Source organism: Pantoea sp. KPR_PJ, from assembly GCF_041386365.1.
Lineage (GTDB): Bacteria > Pseudomonadota > Gammaproteobacteria > Enterobacterales > Enterobacteriaceae > Pantoea.
Genome location: NZ_JABMIK010000002.1, coordinates 531,901 through 550,569, shown reverse-complemented (window position 1 = coordinate 550,569; position 18,669 = coordinate 531,901). Strand labels below are relative to the sequence as shown.

The 18,669-nt window shown below is 54.7% G+C and carries 21 protein-coding genes, 1 tRNA gene and 1 pseudogene; 19 read left to right on the top strand and 4 right to left on the bottom strand.

All coding sequences use genetic code 11. From position 1 onward, the window contains the following. The first annotated feature begins 7 nt into the window (after nucleotides 1-7). The 7 genes and pseudogenes from tssF (at nucleotide 8) to HP564_RS07240 (ending at nucleotide 6,857) form a co-directional block, all read left to right on the top strand. On the top strand, nucleotides 8-1,771 hold the full coding sequence (tssF, locus tag HP564_RS07270) for a type VI secretion system baseplate subunit TssF (protein ID WP_371241581.1): 1,764 nt from the start codon (nucleotides 8-10) through the stop codon (nucleotides 1,769-1,771). Then, nucleotides 1,726-2,829 (top strand): annotated as a pseudogene (gene tssG, locus HP564_RS07265) (type VI secretion system baseplate subunit TssG). Before tssF ends, tssG begins: the two are co-directional and overlap by 46 nt. Continuing rightward, nucleotides 2,810-3,346 (top strand): type VI secretion system lipoprotein TssJ, encoded by a 537-nt coding sequence (gene tssJ, locus HP564_RS07260; protein ID WP_371241578.1) that lies wholly within the window; start codon nucleotides 2,810-2,812, stop codon nucleotides 3,344-3,346. The pseudogene tssG and the gene tssJ overlap by 20 nt, the downstream one beginning before the upstream one ends. Then, nucleotides 3,339-3,788 (top strand): type VI secretion system baseplate subunit TssE, encoded by a 450-nt coding sequence (gene tssE, locus HP564_RS07255; protein ID WP_371241576.1) that lies wholly within the window; start codon nucleotides 3,339-3,341, stop codon nucleotides 3,786-3,788. Before tssJ ends, tssE begins: the two co-directional genes overlap by 8 nt. 70 nt (nucleotides 3,789-3,858) lie before the next feature. Beyond that, entirely contained in the window at nucleotides 3,859-5,229 is a 1,371-nt protein-coding gene (locus HP564_RS07250) for a VasL domain-containing protein (protein WP_371241574.1), read from the top strand. A 1,061-nt stretch (nucleotides 5,230-6,290) separates the two neighbouring features. Next, entirely contained in the window at nucleotides 6,291-6,602 is a 312-nt protein-coding gene (locus HP564_RS07245; RefSeq protein ID WP_371241572.1) for a hypothetical protein, read from the top strand. Between the two features lie 39 nt (nucleotides 6,603-6,641). Next, nucleotides 6,642-6,857, top strand: a complete 216-nt coding sequence (locus HP564_RS07240) for a replication protein P (protein WP_371241570.1) — start codon at nucleotides 6,642-6,644, stop codon at nucleotides 6,855-6,857. Nucleotides 6,858-7,422: 565 nt separating this feature from the next. On the opposite strand, the gene HP564_RS07235 is transcribed toward HP564_RS07240, so the two are convergent. Together HP564_RS07235 and HP564_RS07230 are read right to left on the bottom strand one after the other, a co-directional pair. Beyond that, entirely contained in the window at nucleotides 7,423-7,746 is a 324-nt protein-coding gene (locus tag HP564_RS07235) for a hypothetical protein (RefSeq protein ID WP_371241568.1), read from the bottom strand. 68 nt (nucleotides 7,747-7,814) lie between these two features. After that, nucleotides 7,815-8,003 (bottom strand): hypothetical protein, encoded by a 189-nt coding sequence (locus tag HP564_RS07230; protein WP_371241566.1) that lies wholly within the window; start codon nucleotides 8,001-8,003, stop codon nucleotides 7,815-7,817. A gap of 97 nt (nucleotides 8,004-8,100) precedes the next feature. On the opposite strand from HP564_RS07230, the gene HP564_RS07225 reads away from it, so the two are divergent. Beyond that, entirely contained in the window at nucleotides 8,101-8,298 is a 198-nt protein-coding gene (locus tag HP564_RS07225) for a phage antirepressor N-terminal domain-containing protein (protein WP_371241564.1), read from the top strand. 429 nt (nucleotides 8,299-8,727) lie between these two features. Then, complete coding sequence (locus HP564_RS07220) at nucleotides 8,728-8,952, top strand: hypothetical protein (protein WP_371241562.1); 225 nt, start codon at nucleotides 8,728-8,730, stop codon at nucleotides 8,950-8,952. 613 nt (nucleotides 8,953-9,565) lie between these two features. Here the strand turns inward: HP564_RS07220 and HP564_RS07215 are convergent. Together HP564_RS07215 and HP564_RS07210 are read right to left on the bottom strand one after the other, a co-directional pair. Next, a tRNA-Arg gene (locus HP564_RS07215) sits at nucleotides 9,566-9,640 on the bottom strand. Nucleotides 9,641-9,715: 75 nt separating this feature from the next. After that, nucleotides 9,716-10,633, bottom strand: a complete 918-nt coding sequence (locus tag HP564_RS07210; RefSeq protein WP_371241560.1) for a formate/nitrite transporter family protein — start codon at nucleotides 10,631-10,633, stop codon at nucleotides 9,716-9,718. A 243-nt stretch (nucleotides 10,634-10,876) separates the two neighbouring features. Here HP564_RS07210 and ccmA point away from each other — a divergent pair, with 243 nt between their 5' ends. From ccmA to mlaA, 10 genes are read left to right on the top strand one after another with little or no spacing between them, the layout of a single operon-like run. Continuing rightward, nucleotides 10,877-11,494, top strand: coding sequence for a cytochrome c biogenesis heme-transporting ATPase CcmA (gene ccmA, locus HP564_RS07205; protein ID WP_371241558.1), 618 nt, complete (start codon nucleotides 10,877-10,879; stop codon nucleotides 11,492-11,494). Continuing rightward, nucleotides 11,494-12,153 (top strand): heme exporter protein CcmB, encoded by a 660-nt coding sequence (gene ccmB, locus HP564_RS07200; protein WP_371241556.1) that lies wholly within the window; start codon nucleotides 11,494-11,496, stop codon nucleotides 12,151-12,153. Before ccmA ends, ccmB begins: the two co-directional genes overlap by 1 nt. A gap of 58 nt (nucleotides 12,154-12,211) precedes the next feature. Then, on the top strand, nucleotides 12,212-12,952 hold the full coding sequence (locus tag HP564_RS07195) for a heme ABC transporter permease (RefSeq protein ID WP_371241554.1): 741 nt from the start codon (nucleotides 12,212-12,214) through the stop codon (nucleotides 12,950-12,952). Continuing rightward, a complete protein-coding gene (gene ccmD, locus HP564_RS07190; protein WP_371241552.1) occupies nucleotides 12,949-13,182 on the top strand; it encodes a heme exporter protein CcmD in 234 nt (77 codons plus the stop codon). The genes HP564_RS07195 and ccmD overlap by 4 nt, the downstream gene beginning before the upstream one ends. Then, a complete protein-coding gene (ccmE, locus tag HP564_RS07185) occupies nucleotides 13,179-13,664 on the top strand; it encodes a cytochrome c maturation protein CcmE (protein ID WP_371241550.1) in 486 nt (161 codons plus the stop codon). Before ccmD ends, ccmE begins: the two co-directional genes overlap by 4 nt. Continuing rightward, nucleotides 13,661-15,619: a heme lyase CcmF/NrfE family subunit gene (locus HP564_RS07180; RefSeq protein WP_371241548.1), complete on the top strand. Its 1,959-nt coding sequence runs from the start codon at nucleotides 13,661-13,663 to the stop codon at nucleotides 15,617-15,619. The genes ccmE and HP564_RS07180 overlap by 4 nt, the downstream gene beginning before the upstream one ends. After that, entirely contained in the window at nucleotides 15,616-16,170 is a 555-nt protein-coding gene (locus tag HP564_RS07175) for a DsbE family thiol:disulfide interchange protein (protein ID WP_371241546.1), read from the top strand. Before HP564_RS07180 ends, HP564_RS07175 begins: the two co-directional genes overlap by 4 nt. Nucleotides 16,171-16,184: 14 nt before the next feature. Continuing rightward, entirely contained in the window at nucleotides 16,185-16,625 is a 441-nt protein-coding gene (locus HP564_RS07170; RefSeq protein ID WP_371242012.1) for a cytochrome c-type biogenesis protein, read from the top strand. Next, on the top strand, nucleotides 16,622-17,833 hold the full coding sequence (ccmI, locus tag HP564_RS07165; RefSeq protein ID WP_371241544.1) for a c-type cytochrome biogenesis protein CcmI: 1,212 nt from the start codon (nucleotides 16,622-16,624) through the stop codon (nucleotides 17,831-17,833). The genes HP564_RS07170 and ccmI overlap by 4 nt, the downstream gene beginning before the upstream one ends. A 35-nt stretch (nucleotides 17,834-17,868) precedes the next feature. Next, entirely contained in the window at nucleotides 17,869-18,633 is a 765-nt protein-coding gene (gene mlaA / locus HP564_RS07160; protein WP_371241542.1) for a phospholipid-binding lipoprotein MlaA, read from the top strand. Nucleotides 18,634-18,669: the final 36 nt, after the last annotated feature.

The window sequence follows — 18,669 nt, the reverse complement described above, 5'->3', positions numbered from 1 at the left end:
GAAATAAATGGAAGATTTGACCCTGCGTTATTACGACGCAGAAATACGCTATCTGCGTGAAGCTGCGAAAGAGTTTGCTCAAACCCATCCCGATCGCGCAGCAATGCTCGACCTGGATAAGGCCGGCACACCCGATCCGTATGTTGAACGGTTGTTCGAAGGCTTTGCTTTCTCAATGGGACGGCTACGGGAGAAGATCGACGACGACCTGCCGGAACTGACCGAGGGGCTGGTCAGTATGCTCTGGCCACACTACCTGCGTACCATTCCGTCACTCTCGGTGGTAGCGTTCACGCCTGCGCTTCAGGCGGTGAAGATGGCAGAAGTGATGCCTGCGGGACTGGAAGTGTACTCACGCCCGGTGGGGCCGAAAAATACGGTCTGCCGCTACCGCACCACCCGCGATGTGATGCTCAACCCCCTTAATATCTCAGGGGTAACCATGACCACTGAGCCTGACGGGCGCTCGCTGCTGCGGATGCGCTTTGCCTGCAGTCCCCAGGCGGACTGGTCCCATGCTGACCTCAGCCATCTGAGTCTCTATCTCAGCGCAGATGCGTCCGTCAGCAGCCAGCTGCACCTGATGCTGACCAGACGCCAGGCTGCCTTGTCTATGCGCCTGCCCGGACAGACCGACCGTATCCGGCTTGACGGGTACTTTTCGCCGGGCGGGTTTGCGGAGGAAGACGGGCTGTGGCCGAAGGGCGATACTGCCTTCAGTGGGTACCAGTTGCTGCTGGAGTACTTCACCTTCCGCGACAAGTTTATGTTTGTCCACCTTAACGGTCTGGACGGGATTACGCCGCCAGCAGGAGCCGAGTATTTTGATATTGAAGTGGTGTTCAGTACGCCATGGCCATCTGACCTGCCGGTCACCGATGACGCGGTTCGTCTGCACTGTGTGCCGGTCATTAATCTGTTCGCCCTGGAGGCTGACCCGCTCACCATCACCGGACTGGAAAGTGAATACCTGCTACGGCCTAAGCGACTGCAGGACGGGCACACGGAGATTTACTCGGTGGATTCGGTTACCGGCTCCAACCGTACCAGCGATGCGGAGTACGTACCGTTCAGCAGCTTTCGCCACAAAGGCGGGATGATGCGCCGTCATGCACCACCTCGTTATTACCACACCCGCGTGAAGCGCAGCGTGACCGGGCTGTATGACACCTGGCTTATCCTTGGGGGGCTCCAGTGGGAAGAGGACCGCCTGTTTGAGCGTGAAGCCGTGTCGCTACAAATCACCGGCACCAACGGTCAGCTACCGCGCCGGGCACTGCAGAGCACACTGCTTGACCGCTGTGAGCAGGTAGTCAGTATTCCGCTGTCGGTGAAAAACCTCTGTAAACCTACACTGCCGGTTTACCCGCCTGCCGAAGACCGTTTCCACTGGCGGGTGCTGAGCCACCTCGGCTCCGGGTTTCTGAACATGATGAGCACCGCCGAAGTGCTGCGCGGCACGCTTGCCCTTTATAACTGGCAGGAAGATGAGCTGAACACCCGGCGTCTGGAGGCAATTCAGCAGGTGGAGCACCGCCGCCTTCAGCGTTTTGAGCAGGGCTATCTGCTGCGAGGGCTGGATATCGAGGTGACCCTCGACAGCAACGGCTTCACCAGTGAGGGCGATATTCACCTGTTTGGCGAAATGCTCAATCGATTCTTTGCGCTGTATGCCGACATGAACCAGTTCAACCAGCTCACCCTTATCGTTCAGCCAGAAGGAAAATGCATCCGTTGGAAAGAGAACCACAATCCGCGTCTGCCCGGCTGATAGCGCAGCTGGGTGATCGGCTGCCGTATGTCAATTTTTACCGCTTCTGCCAGTTGCTGGAGCAGAGCCAGCCGGACAAACCGGTTACGGGCAGTACCTGGCAGGTACGTTATGAACCGGTACGTTTTCGTCCATATCCGGGTATGGGCTTTCCGGCATCTGAAATCAAAGGGATTGAGCAGTCTGAGCATTCACATCTGCCGCCGACGGTGCGCATCACCTTTATGGGACTCTACGGCGTGCAGTCCCCGCTGCCGACGCACTATATTGATGATATAACCCAACGCCGCGAAGGCTATGAAGCCATGGCGGACTTCCTCGATATCTTCAACCACCGGCTGATTGCCCAGTACTACCGTATCTGGCGTAAATACGCCTACCCGGCGGCTTTTGAATAAGGCGGTAAGGACAAAACTTCACAGTACCTGCTGGGACTGGCCGGGCTCGGAATTGACGGCTGCACGGACAGCATTGCGACTCCGGCTTCACGCTTTCTGGCACTGCTGCCGGTCATGTTACTGCCGGGGCGTACCGCAGAAGGTATGACCTCGCTGGTGCGCCTGCTGGCACCCAACACGCAGGCGAAAATCTGGCACCACGATAAACGCCGTGTGCCGCTGAAGAAGCCGCTGACCCTGAGTGTCAGTCAGCCCGTCACCCTGACCAGCCGTCCGGTGATGGGCAACTATGCCACCGACGTGAACAGCCAGGTGCTAATGCGTCTGACCTCCACTGATCCGGCAGAAGTGCAGGGCTGGTTACCGGGAAGGGAGCTTCACACGGACCTGATGGCACTGCTGCACGTGTATCTCGGGGCTCGGCTCGATGTCCGCCTGCAGCTGTGCGTCGACCGTAGCCTGCTGCCGGACGCAACAATGAGCACTTACCCCAAAGTGGGGGCCGCGCAGCTGGGCCGCACCGCAGTGATGCAGCCGCTGAATGTGGATAAGACTGCATCACATCCTAAAACAATCACCATTAACCTGGGGCGCTATGAGCGGGTACAGGAAAATATTCACCGCAGGGAGACCGATGAAGATGGCGATTACCGCTGGTAAATTTCTTCTGGCTGCGCTGGCCGCAGGTATCACATTGATGCTGGCGGGCTGCGGGCTGACGCAAAAAGTAGCAGACGGCACCGTTACTGTGACCAAATCGATTTTTTATAAGCAGATAAAGACCCTGCATCTGGATCTTCAGGCCCGCGAGGACCTCAACAGCAATGCAGGCGGTGTGGCACTGTCGACGGTGGTGCGTATTTACCAGCTCAAAGACCGGAAAACCTTCGATGGCACAGACTACCTGTCACTGTTCACGGCGGACAGTCAGGCCATTAAAGCAGACCTGGTAGCGGAGAAAGATATCCGCCTGCAGCCGGGCGGGGCGGTGATGGTGGATATGCCGATGGTTGAAAATGCGCAGTATGTCGCAGTGGCTGGTATGTTTATGTCGCCGGACCAGATGAACAACACCTGGCGGGTGGTGCTGAGCCGTGATGATCTCGACCCGGATAAAGCCCGGGTGATTGAGGCCGGTAACAACCGACTGATTCTGAAGGCGTTGAAAGATGAGTGAGTCATCCCGTCCTTCACTGTATGAAACTCTTTATGGCAACTTCACCGGCGGCCTCGATCTGTATCAGGTCAGCGAGCAGCACCAGGTCATTTTGTCCGTACTCGATAACATGCAGCGTATCCTCAACTGTCGTGCCGGCACGCTGGCGCATCTGCCGGACTATGGCCTGCCGGACATGACCAGAATGCTGCAGGGCATGCCGGGAACGGCCCATGAGCTGATGGGCACTCTGTCTGCTGTTCTGCTCAAATATGAGCCGCGTCTGAAAAAAATTTCTGTCGTCCTGCTGGAGCAGAACGTCCCCGGTGAACTGCATTACGCCATTGATGCCGAGCTGAGAGGGATTGGCCTTGTGCGTTACGGCACCGAGTTTGTGCCCGAAGGGCGGGTGCTGTTAAGACATTTAAAGCAGCAGCACTATCTCGACATCACAACTCGTTAGCAGGCATCACCGGACTTCACTATGCAGGAGAGACAGCAACCGTCACTGTTACGGCAAATGGAAACAGGTCATGAATGACATTACCACACGCAAAATCACTGCCGGTGGCGACCCGCGCACGCTACCGGATTTTACCGCTATACAACATGAACTGAAAAAGCTGATGCATCCGGCACGCCCGGATGTGAACTGGCGTTATGCTGAAGAACGCTGTCTCTCACTGTTTCATCAAAACGGTGTGGATCTTCAGTCGGCGGCCTGGTATACGCTGGCTCGTACGCACCTTGCCGGTTTATCGGGGCTCAATCAGGGGCTGGCCATGCTGGAAACTCTGGTCCGTCATCAGTGGAGTAAGGTCTGGCCGCAGCCCGTTCATGCCCGTATGCGTATTCTCAGCAGTCTGAGCCAGCGTCTGCAACAGTGGATGCGCTCACTCCCGCTAACGAAGAGTGACATCGCGCAGCTTTATCAGGCAGAACGCATCCTTACTGCGCTGGGGGAGGTGCCAGGGTGCCTGGAGCTTAAGCATTTGAGCCAGATCGAAACCTTGCGTGCGCTGATGCACAACCGCGCCGTCTGGCTGGAAGGCAGCGATGGCTTAGCCAGCCCAGCTGGGCCCACTCAGCAAGACAAGGTGATGCCTCACGCGGAAGCATCAGCAGGTTTACAGGTGGCGGGTTTCTCAGGGGATAACCGGTTGTCAGGCAAAAGCGCGACGAAAGGGTATCGTGCACAGCCTGAACGCCAGACGAAAAGAGAAGTAGTCAAGCCCGCTGCGATCGCGACATGGAAATCCTTCCTCGCCGGGATGGGGGCCATGCTGGTGATAAGCATGTTCGCCGTGGGGAGCTGGCACGCTCTCCATCGACCCGATCCGCTAAAGATGCAGCTTGTTGCCTCACTGGCCCCTTTGCCTGTGCCGCTTACGCCAGAACAGCTTGAAACGTTGCATCAACACTATCCGTCTCTCCCCTCACTGATTACGCAAACTCATCAGCAGCTTGGCAGACTGAATAAGTTGCCTCCTGACTGGGCTCTTCTTTACGGCCAGAAACTAACAGAACAGGCGCAGCGACTCTGGCCGGAGCAGGCAAACGCGCTCAGGCAGCAGTGGCAGCAACAGCTTGATGCCAGCGCACTGCCGACAGAACAGCTGAATGGCTGGTCGCAGGGGATGTTAACGCTACAGCAACTGAGTGACAGGCTAAGCGAACTGGACAAACAGAAGGGAAAGTACATGACAGTCAGCGAACTGAAATCCGTTATCTTTTCCGCCAGAGAGTTTTTTATTCACGCTATACCAGCAGAAGAGCAACTGCGGTTACTGTCACAAACGCCTGCGGATGAGCCTTTACCTGTTGCTGCCATCGCTCAGCTGGAAATGCATCTGAAACAGTTGGCCGCTCGCTATGTTGACATCAAACAGCGTGCATCTGAATAAATCCAGCGGGAAAAGAGTGGCAACGTCGTTTATTTTTCCCCATTGTAAATTATCTGACGACAGCGTATGCACGCTTTTATGCAGGTGGCTGATAATACAGCGAAATCACAGATAGATACAGGAAGCGACTGGTTAAACGCAAAGGTTGAAGCTGACTTTGCGGCGAAAAGTGAAGGGGCGAGAGAAATGGCTTAATCTAAGTAAGGTGGCATAAAAATTTTATGCCATCTTATAAAGTGTTATAACTTCCCTGATGACTCTGCTTACTGTTCCGCAGGAGAGTATCTTTTCCGGAGCTGATGCTTTGAAGGAAATAATTAATTTATACAGCAAGTTATTTTTTTATTAGGCCAGGGCTGAATTATATCGTCAGCAGTAAGAGTTGCCGCCAGATAAATAATTTATTCAGGTTAAAAAGAGTGTGTTTTACAGGCCATGCCACCATGCGTGAGATAGCATAGCAGGCATGGCCAGCATGTTGATAATGCGCTCGCGTCAACTGTTCATCGTTCTGGCCCTTGCCAGGTGAGTTTATTTATGGTGCAACCACTGTTTAAATTCAGCTTCAAATATTTATAGGTGAATCGCTTACCGCAACCAGTGACAGTACTGCTACAACCAATCTCATTTTTAGTAAAGTTTTACCTAAAAGATATAATGTGTCTTTTTATGTCAAGGTATAATATTGCACACTTCATTGTCGGAAATTAATATCAGCCTGTTATGAATTAATCTTGGTGCCATTCTAATTTTATTAATCTGTTTTCATTAAGTCGGCTTCCACCATCAGACCTGCCTAAGGGATAACAACATCAGGGCCTTTGCGGACGTCTTTTTTTGTTTGTCATTAGTACTGCATTGTTAACCAGGATTATATCCAGGCGCATGATAAATATGGCCTTTTTGAGACAGAATCAGCGATATGAGCATATTGTAAATATTGCAATTGAAGTGTGTAGGCGCACTTAATAATTAACAGGCAATCTTTTAATTTAATCTATGATTTCTTGATTGAGAGGCCTGTCATAGCGTAAAGTGCTGTGTTTTTAAATGGAGGTAAAATGAGTTGTGTAATAATTGAGCTAAAAACTAACGAAGCAAGAAATTACATACTGCTTTCTGGCCTGATGCATTGGTTTGAATCTGATATTCTTGGCGGTAAGAGTAAAAAATTTAAAGCAAGACGAATGGCAACGGTGCAGTATGGTGATGCCCCGCCCATAATCGATGATATTGACGCGACTAAATGTATTTTTCGTGCGCGTAGCAAATTTTTAGTCACAAGATTCCTCGATGAAAATAACTTGTCAGCAGGGGACCTGATAAAGCTTGAAAAGCTAGCGCCTTACACTTATCGGTTTTCAAAGGCATAATTTACATAAATCACCTCAATGCCTCGGTAACTTTAAAAAGTGTTCCCATTTATTGATACTCCGGGTTTCGACGAAGTACGGCCTGACGAAGTCGCAGCTGTTATTTATGCGCCAGATATTCATCGTTCATTGTGCTGGCCATCAACTGGGCAATTCATCAGCTGGTGCAAAGACAAAGAAAATGGCGCTGTACGCTTGCCGCATGAAAATATGCTTTACGATATGGTCATGCGCTGCAGTGCACGCCGTAGTTAACACAACCCTCAGAAGCCTGTCCGTTGTAGGCTAATGCGCGTTGCTGGAGGGGTACGGCTCTGTACAGCACGTGGCGTGCACAGGTGTTGTCTGAGATGAATGCCGCCTAAAGTGTCGTTGTGAGCTGCGGTAATGGCTATGTGCACCTGTTATGATGAGCAGATTCCGCCCTGAGGCGAAGCTGGAAAAGTTCTGGGTGCTGGTCAGTAATGAGAAAGCCTTGAGTTGCCTGGAACGCATAAGGGAGCTTATCAATTTGCAAAGGTGTTTTTCCTGGACCTGGTGATACTGTTTATCCTGGCACCCTCGCTCATTAAACAGGACCGCCAGATGCTGCTGATTATTATCAGCCTTGCTAAAAACAGACGGCGGCTCCAGAAGATATCCGGACCAGATAGCCATAATCAGTATGTTAGCTCAGGAAGCGCACCACGCTGTTGCTGAACCGGATCGCCTGACTGCCAGAGGTTAGAGCAAGCAGGGGGAGAAGAAGCCGTCAGAATGGTCAGGCATGCCGATGATATATTTACATCAGCATTTTATGTTAGAGTGACGTTAAAATTGATTAAATTTTTTTGTGAATGCGTGGGCGGGTGTTTTTCTTTTTTAAATTTAACTTTCTAATAAGAACTTCCTCCAGGATTAATGCGTTCAAGCTAAGGTAAAGACTACTGCAGGAATGCTGTTTATTTTGCAGGTATCTTTCTAAATCAATATTGTTTTTATTGCTGTAATCGATCACGTATTTATAGAGTTCCAGAGTTTCACCTACTGTAAACTCCTGGAATTCAAGGTTAATGGAGAAAAATGCGCTGTATCTGTCAGGAGTGATGTCCAGTTCTTTGAAGAACTTTATGGTTGCATGATTTTTAGATGGATTATCATGCATTGCTATATTACCTCCTGTAATAAACGAGTTGTCTTTGTGGGTTTTTTAAAAACTTTTCACATTACCACTTATGATATATAGCTGAAATTTGCTGTCTCTTCAAACGGCACAGGGATACTGGAAACTGAAAACCAGAGGAGGACGCTGAAAAGATATGCAGCAGTAGGCGTGAAAACAAAACAAGCAAACAGCCCTGCTTTAGGGAAAACCGCAAGCATCAGGTAAATTTGGTGATAGTTCATTACGCGTGTGGTCATTTCAAATCCATTATTTTTACGCTAGATGGGGGATCGCTTGCGCAAGATGATGGATGCAGACTGACAGGGCCGCTGATGGTAAGTCCCGCGTGATGTCATGTCTTGCGTCCCCTGGCGGGATAAGTGGCTTCATTCAATTAGCGTTGAAAAGGTTCACCCAGAGAGTCGCGATAAGATCGCATGCTATCAAAAAGAACGCGATGACATACTCTATGAGTATGGGACAAATGGCAGGGCAAAAAAATTCGCAAGAAAACAAGGGTTGAAGCGCGTACTCGATTACGTCATGAAATAAACATGCTTGTTGGGAAGAATGAACGCTCATATCGGCGAAATGCAGACGTGACAGCGTGACGTTACCGTGCTCGATGGAAGTACACACAGAATGAGCCACTGTTCTGGCGACTGTGGACGACTTTGTCATGACGTTATACCGGTCGCAAGCGGTTGTACCCTAAAACCCGCTATTCAGCCATGCAAGAGGGTAATTCTTCGGGGTCAGTAACAGGAATGATGCAGCCCGCGCCCAACTTACTGAGCTCCCTGATCAGGTTTTTTTCGCTCTCAGAAGTTAAGTTGAGCTCGCCGACAAGCAAATAGTCGGCCTGTAGCAATACGTCAGAGAGCAATGCCTCAGGTAACAATAATCAATAATCCTCCGGCTTTTTGCATGACGTCTGATGATGCATAATCCAGGTTCAATGCATCAGCACATGAGTGAATAATGGAAATAGACGTTGGGAATTTCACACGCGTCAAAGGAAATGCTGTCTATGCAGAAGTAACGATTTATACCGATCCCGATTCGGGTGGTGAAAACGTGTCTCTGTATCTGAAGTTACCTTACAAGCATGAAACAACACTTGCAGACCTTGAGGCACTGGCAAAAAACGAGGCCATAAAGCAAATGCGTGCTGCGGCTGACTGGTTAGCCAAAAATCTTGCTTAGCTAAAAACCTCGTTACTGGGCTCATTTATGAGGCCCCCCGATGGTGAATATTCCGGTAAGTGATAACGATTAGCCACGTTTTTAAGCGTCGTGATGCTGGTATAGGATTCAGGCGTCTGGTGCGCGAGATAGCCGAACGAAAACTCTGACGGGACAAAGCGTGGCATGAGCTACATCAGGCAGTGATGCTCGTGAGCGATAGTGCAAGAGCAGGGGTTCGATCCCACCCTGACAAATAACGGTCGGGCGGCGGTTTTTTACTGGAATAAAAATGGCCACGACACAGTGCAGGTTATTGAGTCGCCGTCCTGAGCTGCTGTTAACTGGTTAGTGCGCTCGATATGACTGAACTCTCAGCATAAGGTGACGGCCTGACGCTGACTGTAAAACAGCAGACCCCATGAACGCGTTAATCTGGACAAGGTAACTATCCAAAATAAAGCAAAATCGGATCTCGCATTAGCGGGGCTTTTTTTCGCCATCACTCAACCCATGCGCCGCGTGCGCGCAGCTCTTAACCTGAAACCGGCAGAAAAGTTTCGGACTGAAAAAAGGCTAATGTAATGTTTTTAGCGTGTTTTGTTCGGGCGGGTCAGGCGGGGTCATATCAGAATGGTGTCCCCTGCAGGAATCGAACCTGCAACTAGCCCTTAGGAGGGGCTCGTTATATCCATTTAACTAAGGGGACCGCGGCGCGCAGTATAGCGCAAACGCGCCGCAAGAATAACCCAACTGCGGCGCGTTTGCTCATTTCCTCAACAGCTTAGCGCTGTTTTTCCTGCTGCTGCGCCTTACGTTGTTTTGCTTTTGCTTCGGCTTTTGCCGCTTCACTCATGTCGTTACGGATCTGCGCATGGCTAATCAGCGCAAAAATCAGCGTGCCGCCGGTCAGGTTCCCCAGTAGCGTCGGTAAGGCGAATGGCCAGATAAACTCCATCCAGGTGACCTGTCCGGTAAACACCAGATAAAGAATTTCGACCGAACCCACTACGATATGGGCCAGATCGCCCAGCCCGACCAGCCAGGTCATCATCACAATGACGACCAGCTTCATCGCTCCAGCCTGCGGCATCATCCAGACCATGGTCGCAATGATCCAGCCGGAAATGACCGCATTAGCAAACATCTCTCCAGGCGTGTTTTCCATCACCTTCTGGCTGATGGCGCTAAAAGCCTGGCGCGTCGCGTCGTCGAAAATCGGCATTTCGGCAAAGGCGAGAGAGGCGAGGGCGGTGCCGATCAGGTTGCCCAGCAGCACAATGCCCCACAGCCGCAGCAGCAGGCCGATATTGCCCAGGGTGGGCTTGTGCATCACCGGCAATACCGCCGTTACCGTGTTTTCGGTAAACAGCTGCTGACGCGCCATGATCACGATAATAAAGCCGAAGGTATAGCCCAGGTTCTCCAGCAAGAATGCACCCGGCACACCATCAAGATGCACCTGGAAAATCCCCTTCGCCATTAGCGACGCGCCCATCGACAGACCAGCAGCAATCGCTGACCAGAGCAGCGCCATCCCGTCGCGCTCTAACTCCTTCTCACCATCCTGGCGAATCTCTTCATGGATGGCAGCTGCGCGCGAGGGCAGGGCATCTTCATCTACCTCAATTTCGGTTCCTTGTTCTTTCTCTTCGCTATCGACATCATTTTGATCCTGGTGAACTGATGGGGAAGGTTTCATGTTTGCTCCTTGTTATTATCGCTGCGCGTAATAAGCGTAGACGGTTTTGGCAAGGGCGAAATGTAACCATCTTTCTCAGCAAGCGTAACAAAGTTTTAACGCTGCGCAACTTTCAGCCATTTATGCCGTGAAAGGGGCTTAACCCGCATGCCGCGCGCGCCGCACCGCACCGCATGAGCTTCGGCCCACAGCAAGCTTGTGGTATTATCCTGGCCTCTTTTTTTCTGGTGCGGCTCTTCCTGCATGTTCGAAGTCATTAATCTCTCTTGTGTTCGAGATGAACGCATCCTGTTCCACGGTCTGTCGTTTGGCGTGGCGGCGGGCGATATTGTGCAGATTGAAGGGCCGAACGGCGCAGGAAAAACGTCGCTACTGCGCCTGCTGGCGGGACTTAGTCGGCCGGAGGAGGGGGAGGTTCAATGGCAGGGCTTGCCAATAGGTCAACAGCGCGAACAGTGGCATCAAAGCCTGCTTTTTCTCGGCCATCATCCCGGCGTAAAGGCGGTACTCTCACCGCTGGAAAATTTGCGGTTTTACCATCCGGATCGGCATATCGCAGCGATATTCGACGCGCTTGAATGCGTTGATTTGTTGGGTTTCGAAGAGGTGCCGGTGGCCCAGCTCTCAGCCGGACAGCAGCGGCGCGTGGCACTGGCGCGACTCTGGCTCAGCAATGCCGCACTCTGGATCCTGGACGAGCCGCTCACGGCAATAGATAAAGAAGGTGTGGAAAAGCTGATGATGCGATTTACGCAGCATGCTGAGAATGGCGGAGCCGTCATCCTTACTACGCATCAGGATCTGCCGGAAAGTCATACGCGGCTGCGTAAAATACGACTGACGGGCATGGAGCTTATCTGATGTCGTTACGTGTTATTCAGCGCGAGTTACGCACGGCCTTTCGCAGCCGCGCGGAAGTGATCAACCCGCTGTGGTTCTTCCTGATTGTCATCACGCTCTTCCCGCTTGGTATTGGGCCAGAGCCGCAGCAGCTGGCACGCATTGCGCCGGGTGTCGTCTGGGTTGCCGCCTTGCTTTCCTCTCTGCTGGCGCTGGAGCGTCTGTTCCGCGACGATTATCTCGACGGTTCGCTGGAGCAGCTTCTGCTGCTGCCCGCGCCGCTGCCGGTTACGGTGCTGGGGAAAGTCATCGCCCACTGGCTGGTCACCGGCCTGCCGCTGATTTTGCTGTCGCCGCTGGCGGCCTTATTGCTGTCGCTTGATTTCAACAGCTGGCTGGCAATGGCGCTGACCCTGCTGCTCGGCACGCCGACCTTTAGTTTTCTCGGTGCGATTGGCGTTGCGTTAACGGTAGGCGTGCGACGCGGTGGCGTGCTGCTGAGCCTGCTGGTGCTGCCACTGGCGGTGCCGGTACTGATTTTTGCCAGCGCCGCGATCGACGCGGCGAGCCAGGGATTGCCCATCAGCGGTTATCTGGCGATCCTCGGCGCGATGCTGGCAGCCAGCGCAACCCTGGCACCCTTTGCAACTGCCGCGGCGCTGCGCATTGCGCTGCACTGAACCGCACATGCGTCAGACATGTCGGAAACCCTGATTTTTAACCTGTGAGCAAGAGAACATGTGGAAATGGTTACATCAGCTGGGAAGGCCGGAGCGGCTCTATCAGCTCTGCGGGCGATTGATTCCCTGGTTTGGCGTCGCGGGCGCGGCAACACTGCTGCTCGGCTGGATCTGGGGCTTTGGCTTCGCACCAGCGGATTATCAGCAGGGTGACAGCTTCCGCATTATGTATATTCACGTTCCGGCGGCGATGTGGTCGATGGGCGTCTACGCGGCAATGGCCGTCGCGGCCTTTACCGGCCTGGTGTGGCAGATGAAGATGGCCGATCTGGTCTCGGCCGCGATGGCGCCAATCGGCGCAGTCTTCACTTTTATTGCGCTGATTACCGGCTCCGCCTGGGGCAAACCAATGTGGGGCACCTGGTGGATCTGGGATGCGCGTCTTACCTCGGAACTGGTGCTGCTTTTCCTTTATATGGGCGTGATTGCGCTCTACCAGTCGTTTGACGACCGCCGCACGGCGGGGCGCGCCGCCGGCATTCTGATTTTGGTGGGGGTAATAAACCTGCCCGTCATTCACTTCTCGGTGCAGTGGTGGAACACCCTGCATCAGGGCTCATCGGGCATATTGCAACAGGCGATCGCGCCGAGTATGCGGACACCGCTACGCTGGTCAATCCTCGGTTACCTGCTGGTGTTCGTTACCCTGACGCTAATGCGCCTGCGCAACCTGATCCTCTACACCGAACGTCACCGCCCCTGGGTTGCAGACGTGGCTAACGGAGGCCGTAAAGTATGACGCCTGCCTTCTCTTCCCTGTCCGATTTTTTTGCCATGGGCGGCTACGCCTTTTACGTCTGGCTGGCGGTCATCTGTACGCTTATTCCTTCAGGCGCGCTGCTGCTGCACACGCTGCTGCAGCGCCGCCGCCTGCTGGCCGATATCCGTCAGCGTCAGTCAAGGGAACGCCGCATCCGTTCGGCAAAAATGAAACAAGCCGCCGGTGAAGCGGCAGGAGATCCAATGTGAATACCCGTCGTCGTCAGCGTCTGTACGTTGTGGTGGCGATTCTGGTGGGGCTGGGCCTTGCCACGTCGCTGGTTATGTATGCGCTGCGTTCTAATATCGACCTGTTTTATACCCCAGGCGAAATCCTCTACGGCAAAGGCGAGGATCGCCAGAAGCCGGAAGCGGGGCAGCGGCTGCGCGTGGGCGGCATGGTGATGCCGGGCAGCGTAAAGCGTGACCCCCAAACGCTGGCGGTCTCCTTTAAGCTTTACGATGCAAATGGCGTGGTAAGCGTGCGTTTTGAAGGCATTTTGCCGGACCTGTTCCGTGAAGGGCAGGGGGTGGTTGCTCAGGGCGTACTGGAGGAAGGCAACCTCATTAACGCCAAAGAAGTGCTGGCTAAGCATGACGAGAAGTACACGCCGCCTGAAATCGAGGATGCGATGAAGAAGAACCACACAAGTCCGCAAGCGCTGGCGGAACAGGCGAGAACGCAGTCATGATGCCTGAAACAGGAAGTTTTCTGCTCTGTCTGGCTATGGCCATTGCGCTATTGTTGAGCGTCTATCCACTGTGGGGGGCGCTGCGCCAGGATGCCCGCCTGATGGGGCTGGCCCGTCCGCTGGCCGCCGGGCTGTTCTTCTGTATCGCGGCGGCGTTTCTGGTGCTGGTACACGCCTTTGTCGTCAACGATTTCACTGTCGCCTATGTCGCCACCAACTCCAATACGCTGCTGCCGGTCTACTACCGTATCGCCGCGACCTGGGGAGCACATGAGGGTTCGCTGCTGCTGTGGGTGCTGCTGCTCAGTAGCTGGACGCTGCTGGTGGCCATTTTCAGCCGCGGGATGCCACAGGATGCGCTGGCGCGCGTACTGGCGGTTATGGGGATGATAAACCTTGGCTTTCTGCTGTTTATTATCCTCACCTCTAATCCCTTTACCCGCACGCTGCCTGACTTTCCCATCGACGGACGCGATCTCAACCCGATGCTGCAGGATATCGGCCTGATCTTCCATCCGCCGCTGCTCTATATGGGCTACGTCGGCTTCTCGGTGGCATTCGCCTTTGCTATCGCCTCGCTGATGGCGGGGCAGCTTGATACTGCCTGGGCGCGCTGGTCGCGTCCCTGGACCACGGCGGCCTGGGTGTTCCTGACAGTGGGTATCGTTCTCGGCTCAGCGTGGGCCTATTACGAGCTTGGCTGGGGCGGCTGGTGGTTCTGGGATCCGGTGGAGAATGCTTCCTTTATGCCGTGGCTGGCAGGAACCGCGCTGATGCACTCGCTGGCAGTCACGGAAAAACGCGGTACCTTTAAAGCCTGGACCGTGCTGCTGGCCATTACCGCCTTTTCTCTCAGTCTGCTTGGCACCTTTCTGGTGCGTTCCGGCGTGCTGGTGTCGGTGCACTCTTTTGCCTCAGATCCGGCGCGTGGCATGTTTATTCTCGCCTTCCTGGTCATCGTTATCGGGAGTTCGCTGCTGCTCTACGCCATAAAAGGGGGGCAGGTGCGCAGCCGCGTGCAGAACGAGACCTGGTCACGCGAATCCTTTCTTCTTGGCAATAATGTCTTGCTGATCGCCGCGATGCTGGTGGTGCTGCTCGGCACCTTGCTGCCGCTGATACACAAGCAGCTTGGCCTTGGCAGCATTTCGGTCGGTGAGCCGTTCTTTAACACCATGTTTAGCTGGCTGATGGCCCCCTTCGCGCTAATGCTCGGCATCGGGCCGCTGGTGCGCTGGCGACGCGACGAGCCGCAAAAGCTCTGGAAGCGTCTGGCGCTGGCGCTGGTGGTCACGCTGGCCAGTGCGGTGCTGCTGCCGTGGCTGTTGCAGGATCGCATTGAGGCGATGACGGTGGTGGGGCTGATGATGTCGGTGTGGATCATTGTGCTGACGCTGATGGAGCTGCACGAGCGTGCAACGCATCGCCATACTTTCTTTAGCGGACTGCGCCACCTGTCGCGCAGTCACTGGGGTATGGTGCTGGGCCATCTTGGCGTCGGCGTGACGGTTATCGGGATCGCTTTCAGCACCCAGTATAGCGTCGAGCGCGACGTGCGCATGAAAGCAGGCGACAGCATTGATATTCACCGCTATCACTTTGTGTTCCGCGATGTGCATAACCTGCAAGGCCCGAATTACAGCGGTGGCGTGGGCATTATTGACGTGAGCCGCAACGGCAAACCTGAGGCGGTCCTGCACGCTGAGAAGCGCTTTTATACTGCGGCACGCACCATGATGACCGAAGCGGCCATTGATGGCGGCTTCACGCGCGATCTCTACGCCGCGCTGGGCGAAGAGCTGGACGGGGGATCCTGGGCTGTACGCATCTATTACAAACCCTTTGTGCGCTGGATTTGGTTCGGCGGCGTGTTCATGGCGCTTGGTGGCCTGCTCTGTCTGCTCGATCCGCGCTACCGCTCGCGCAAAAAGGCCGCACGTAAGGAGCAAGCATGAACAAAAAAATCCTTTTTATACCGCTGGTACTGTTCTTGCTGCTGGCGGCGGCGCTGCTGTGGCAGCTGTCGCGCAACGCCGACGGTGACGATCCCACGCGGCTTGAATCCGCGCTGATCGGTAAACCCGTGCCGGTGTTTACGCTGGAGGCGCTCGATCGTCCCGGCAAGATCTACGACCAGAAGATCCTGACCGACGGCAAGCCGATCCTGCTGAACGTCTGGGCGACCTGGTGCCCAACCTGCCGCGCGGAGCATCAGTATCTGAATACGCTGGCCGAGCAGGGCATTCGCGTGGTGGGACTTAACTATAAAGATGACCGGACCAAAGCGGTCACCTGGCTGAACACGCTGGGCAATCCCTACGCGCTGAGTCTCTATGATGGCAACGGGATGCTGGGGCTGGATCTGGGCGTTTATGGTGCACCGGAAACCTTTCTGATCGACGGTAAAGGCATTATCCGCTATCGCCACGCCGGTGATATGAACGCGCGCGTATGGCAGCAGGAAGTGCTGCCGCTGTGGCAAAAATACAGCAAGGAGGGCGCGTGAAACGCTTTATCTTGATGCTGTGCGGCCTGTTGATGAGCTTTAGCCTGTGGGCCGCCATCGACACCTGGCAGTTCGATTCTGTGGCGCAGGAAGAGCAGTACCGCGACCTGACGGCCTCGCTGCGCTGCCCGAAATGTCAGAACAACAGCATTGCCGACTCCAGTGCAATGATTGCGGCGGATATGCGTCTGAAAGTCTATGAGCTGATGAAGCAGGGCCAGAGCCGCCAGCAGATCATTGATTATATGGTGGCGCGCTACGGCAATTTTGTCACCTACGAGCCGCCCGTGACCCCGTCGACGCTGATCCTCTGGGTTGGCCCGGCACTGTTCGTGCTGCTGGGCGGCCTGATTGTTATCCTGCGCAGCCGCCAGCGTAAAACGCGTAGCGAGCTGGACGACACCGATCAACAGCGCCTTGCGGCGATACTCAAAAGCGACGGGAAGCTAAAATGAGCGCGTTGTGGATAAGCATAACTCTTTTACTGGCGGCCGCCTGCGCCCTGTTTCTGGGGGCAGGCTGGCGTCAGAAACCGGCGAGCGACCGCGATCGCGATCGTCTCAATACCGACTTCTACCATCAGCGACTGCGCGAGCTGGAAGAGGATGAGTCACAGGGCGTGATTGGCGAGCGCGCCGCGATGGTCAGTGAGCTGCAACAGACGCTGCTGAGTGATGTTCCGCAGCAGGCTGCTACGCCGTCACGCGCCAGCAGTCGTCTGGTGCTGCTACCCGGCGTCGTCATTCTGGTTGTGGCCTCGCTTGGCATGTATCTGAAAAGTGGCGGGCTGACACAGGTTGCCAGCTGGATGCAGGTGCAGCAGGCATATCCTGAACTGCGCGCGCGGGTGATGGATCCGCAGGCGAAACCGCTGTCGATGGAGGAGCTGGCGCGCTTGCAGCTTGGCCTGCGCAGCGCGTTGCAGTCTGAGCCTGATAATCTCAATGACTGGACGATGCTGGGCCGACTCGGCATGGTGCTTAACAACGCCACGACAGCCAGCCAGGCTTTTGAACATGCGTTACAGCTTGCGCCCAACAACCTTTCGCTCAAACAGGACTATGCTGAAGTCTTAACGCGCTCCAGCGATCCGCAGGATAACCGCCAGGCGGGTCTGATGTTGCAGGATATGGTGAAAGAGGATGGCAGCAATCTGCGTACGCTCGGACTGCTGGCGTTTAACGCCTATCAGCAGCAGCACTACGACAGGGCGATCGGTGCCTGGCAGTCGATGCTGCAAGCCATGCCTGCGGCCGACAAGCGTCGTGCAATGATCGAGCGCAGCATTGAACAAGCAAAAACTGAAGCAGGCCAGCAGAATACGCAGCTGGCACTGACGGTGACGCTTACGCCAGCGGCAGAAAAAATGTTACCGCCAGGCGGAGTGATGTATATTTCTGTTTCTGACGGTGTTTCACCGGTGCCCGTGGCCGTAAAGCGCTTGCCGCTGAGCCACTTTCCGTTATCGCTTACGCTGGATGACAGCAATGCCATGATGCCAGCGCGTCTGCTTTCGGCGCAGCATCAGGTACAGGTTCGGGTGCGTATTTCCCGCGACGGCAGCGCCAGTCCGCAAGCAGGCGACTGGTTTGGTCTGAGCGCGATTACCCCCTGGGATGGTCATCAGCACATGGCTGTAGAGATTAATCAACAGCAGCCCTGAAGCGATACATTTTTAAACCGCACAGGGAGATAGCAATGGCTTACCGCCTGACCAGCCTTGTCCTGGCCAGCGTCATGCTGGCAGGATGTGCCAGTTCAAAGCCCGATAGCGAGGCGCCTGCGCAGCGCAGCGATCCGCTCGAAGGCTTTAACCGCACCATGTTTAACTTTAACTATAACGTGCTGGATCCGTACGTGCTGCGCCCTGTCGCGGTGGCGTGGCGCGACTATGTGCCCGTGCCTGCGCGTACCGGACTGAGCAACTTCCTCGGCAACCTGGAAGAGCCAGCCAGCATGGTGAACTCCCTGCTGGTTGGTGAGCCGCGCCAGGCGGGCATTCACTTTACCCGTTTTTTCCTGAACTCTGTTCTGGGTCTGGGCGGCTTTATCGACGTGGCGGGCAAGGCAAATCCGGAACTGGCGCGTGAAGTGCCGCACCGTTTTGGCAGCACGCTCGGTCGCTACGGGGTGGGATATGGCCCCTATGTGGAACTGCCAGCCTACGGCAGCTTTACGCTGCGTGAAGACGGCGGCGATTATGTCGATACGCTCTATCCGGTGCTGGGCTGGCTGACCTGGCCGATGTCGATTGCCAAGTGGACGCTGGAGGGAGTGGAAACGCGCGCGCAGCTGCTCGATTCCGATGCGCTGCTGAAACAGCAGTCCGATCCTTACGCCTTTATCCGCAACGCCTATTTCCAGCGACACGATTTCCTGGCACAGGGCGGCACGCTAAAGCCGGAAGAGAACCCGAACGCCAGCGCGATTCAGGACGATCTGAAAGATATCGACGCGCAGTAACGCGAATGAAAAGCACAATGGCGACCTTTGGGTCGC

What these genes read in the sequence shown, in the direction of transcription:
- tssF (WP_371241581.1), top strand. Translation starts at nt 8, where the DNA reads ATGGAAGATTTGACCCTGCGTTATTACGACGCAGAAATACGCTATCTG.
- tssJ (WP_371241578.1), top strand. Translation starts at nt 2,810, where the DNA reads ATGGCGATTACCGCTGGTAAATTTCTTCTGGCTGCGCTGGCCGCAGGT.
- tssE (WP_371241576.1), top strand. Translation starts at nt 3,339, where the DNA reads ATGAGTGAGTCATCCCGTCCTTCACTGTATGAAACTCTTTATGGCAAC.
- HP564_RS07250 (WP_371241574.1), top strand. Translation starts at nt 3,859, where the DNA reads ATGAATGACATTACCACACGCAAAATCACTGCCGGTGGCGACCCGCGC.
- HP564_RS07245 (WP_371241572.1), top strand. Translation starts at nt 6,291, where the DNA reads ATGAGTTGTGTAATAATTGAGCTAAAAACTAACGAAGCAAGAAATTAC.
- HP564_RS07235 (WP_371241568.1), bottom strand. Translation starts at nt 7,746, where the DNA reads ATGCATGATAATCCATCTAAAAATCATGCAACCATAAAGTTCTTCAAA.
- HP564_RS07230 (WP_371241566.1), bottom strand. Translation starts at nt 8,003, where the DNA reads ATGACCACACGCGTAATGAACTATCACCAAATTTACCTGATGCTTGCG.
- HP564_RS07225 (WP_371241564.1), top strand. Translation starts at nt 8,101, where the DNA reads ATGTCTTGCGTCCCCTGGCGGGATAAGTGGCTTCATTCAATTAGCGTT.
- HP564_RS07220 (WP_371241562.1), top strand. Translation starts at nt 8,728, where the DNA reads ATGGAAATAGACGTTGGGAATTTCACACGCGTCAAAGGAAATGCTGTC.
- HP564_RS07210 (WP_371241560.1), bottom strand. Translation starts at nt 10,633, where the DNA reads ATGAAACCTTCCCCATCAGTTCACCAGGATCAAAATGATGTCGATAGC.
- ccmA (WP_371241558.1), top strand. Translation starts at nt 10,877, where the DNA reads ATGTTCGAAGTCATTAATCTCTCTTGTGTTCGAGATGAACGCATCCTG.
- ccmB (WP_371241556.1), top strand. Translation starts at nt 11,494, where the DNA reads ATGTCGTTACGTGTTATTCAGCGCGAGTTACGCACGGCCTTTCGCAGC.
- HP564_RS07195 (WP_371241554.1), top strand. Translation starts at nt 12,212, where the DNA reads ATGTGGAAATGGTTACATCAGCTGGGAAGGCCGGAGCGGCTCTATCAG.
- ccmD (WP_371241552.1), top strand. Translation starts at nt 12,949, where the DNA reads ATGACGCCTGCCTTCTCTTCCCTGTCCGATTTTTTTGCCATGGGCGGC.
- HP564_RS07180 (WP_371241548.1), top strand. Translation starts at nt 13,661, where the DNA reads ATGATGCCTGAAACAGGAAGTTTTCTGCTCTGTCTGGCTATGGCCATT.
- HP564_RS07175 (WP_371241546.1), top strand. Translation starts at nt 15,616, where the DNA reads ATGAACAAAAAAATCCTTTTTATACCGCTGGTACTGTTCTTGCTGCTG.
- HP564_RS07170 (WP_371242012.1), top strand. Translation starts at nt 16,185, where the DNA reads ATGCTGTGCGGCCTGTTGATGAGCTTTAGCCTGTGGGCCGCCATCGAC.
- ccmI (WP_371241544.1), top strand. Translation starts at nt 16,622, where the DNA reads ATGAGCGCGTTGTGGATAAGCATAACTCTTTTACTGGCGGCCGCCTGC.
- mlaA (WP_371241542.1), top strand. Translation starts at nt 17,869, where the DNA reads ATGGCTTACCGCCTGACCAGCCTTGTCCTGGCCAGCGTCATGCTGGCA.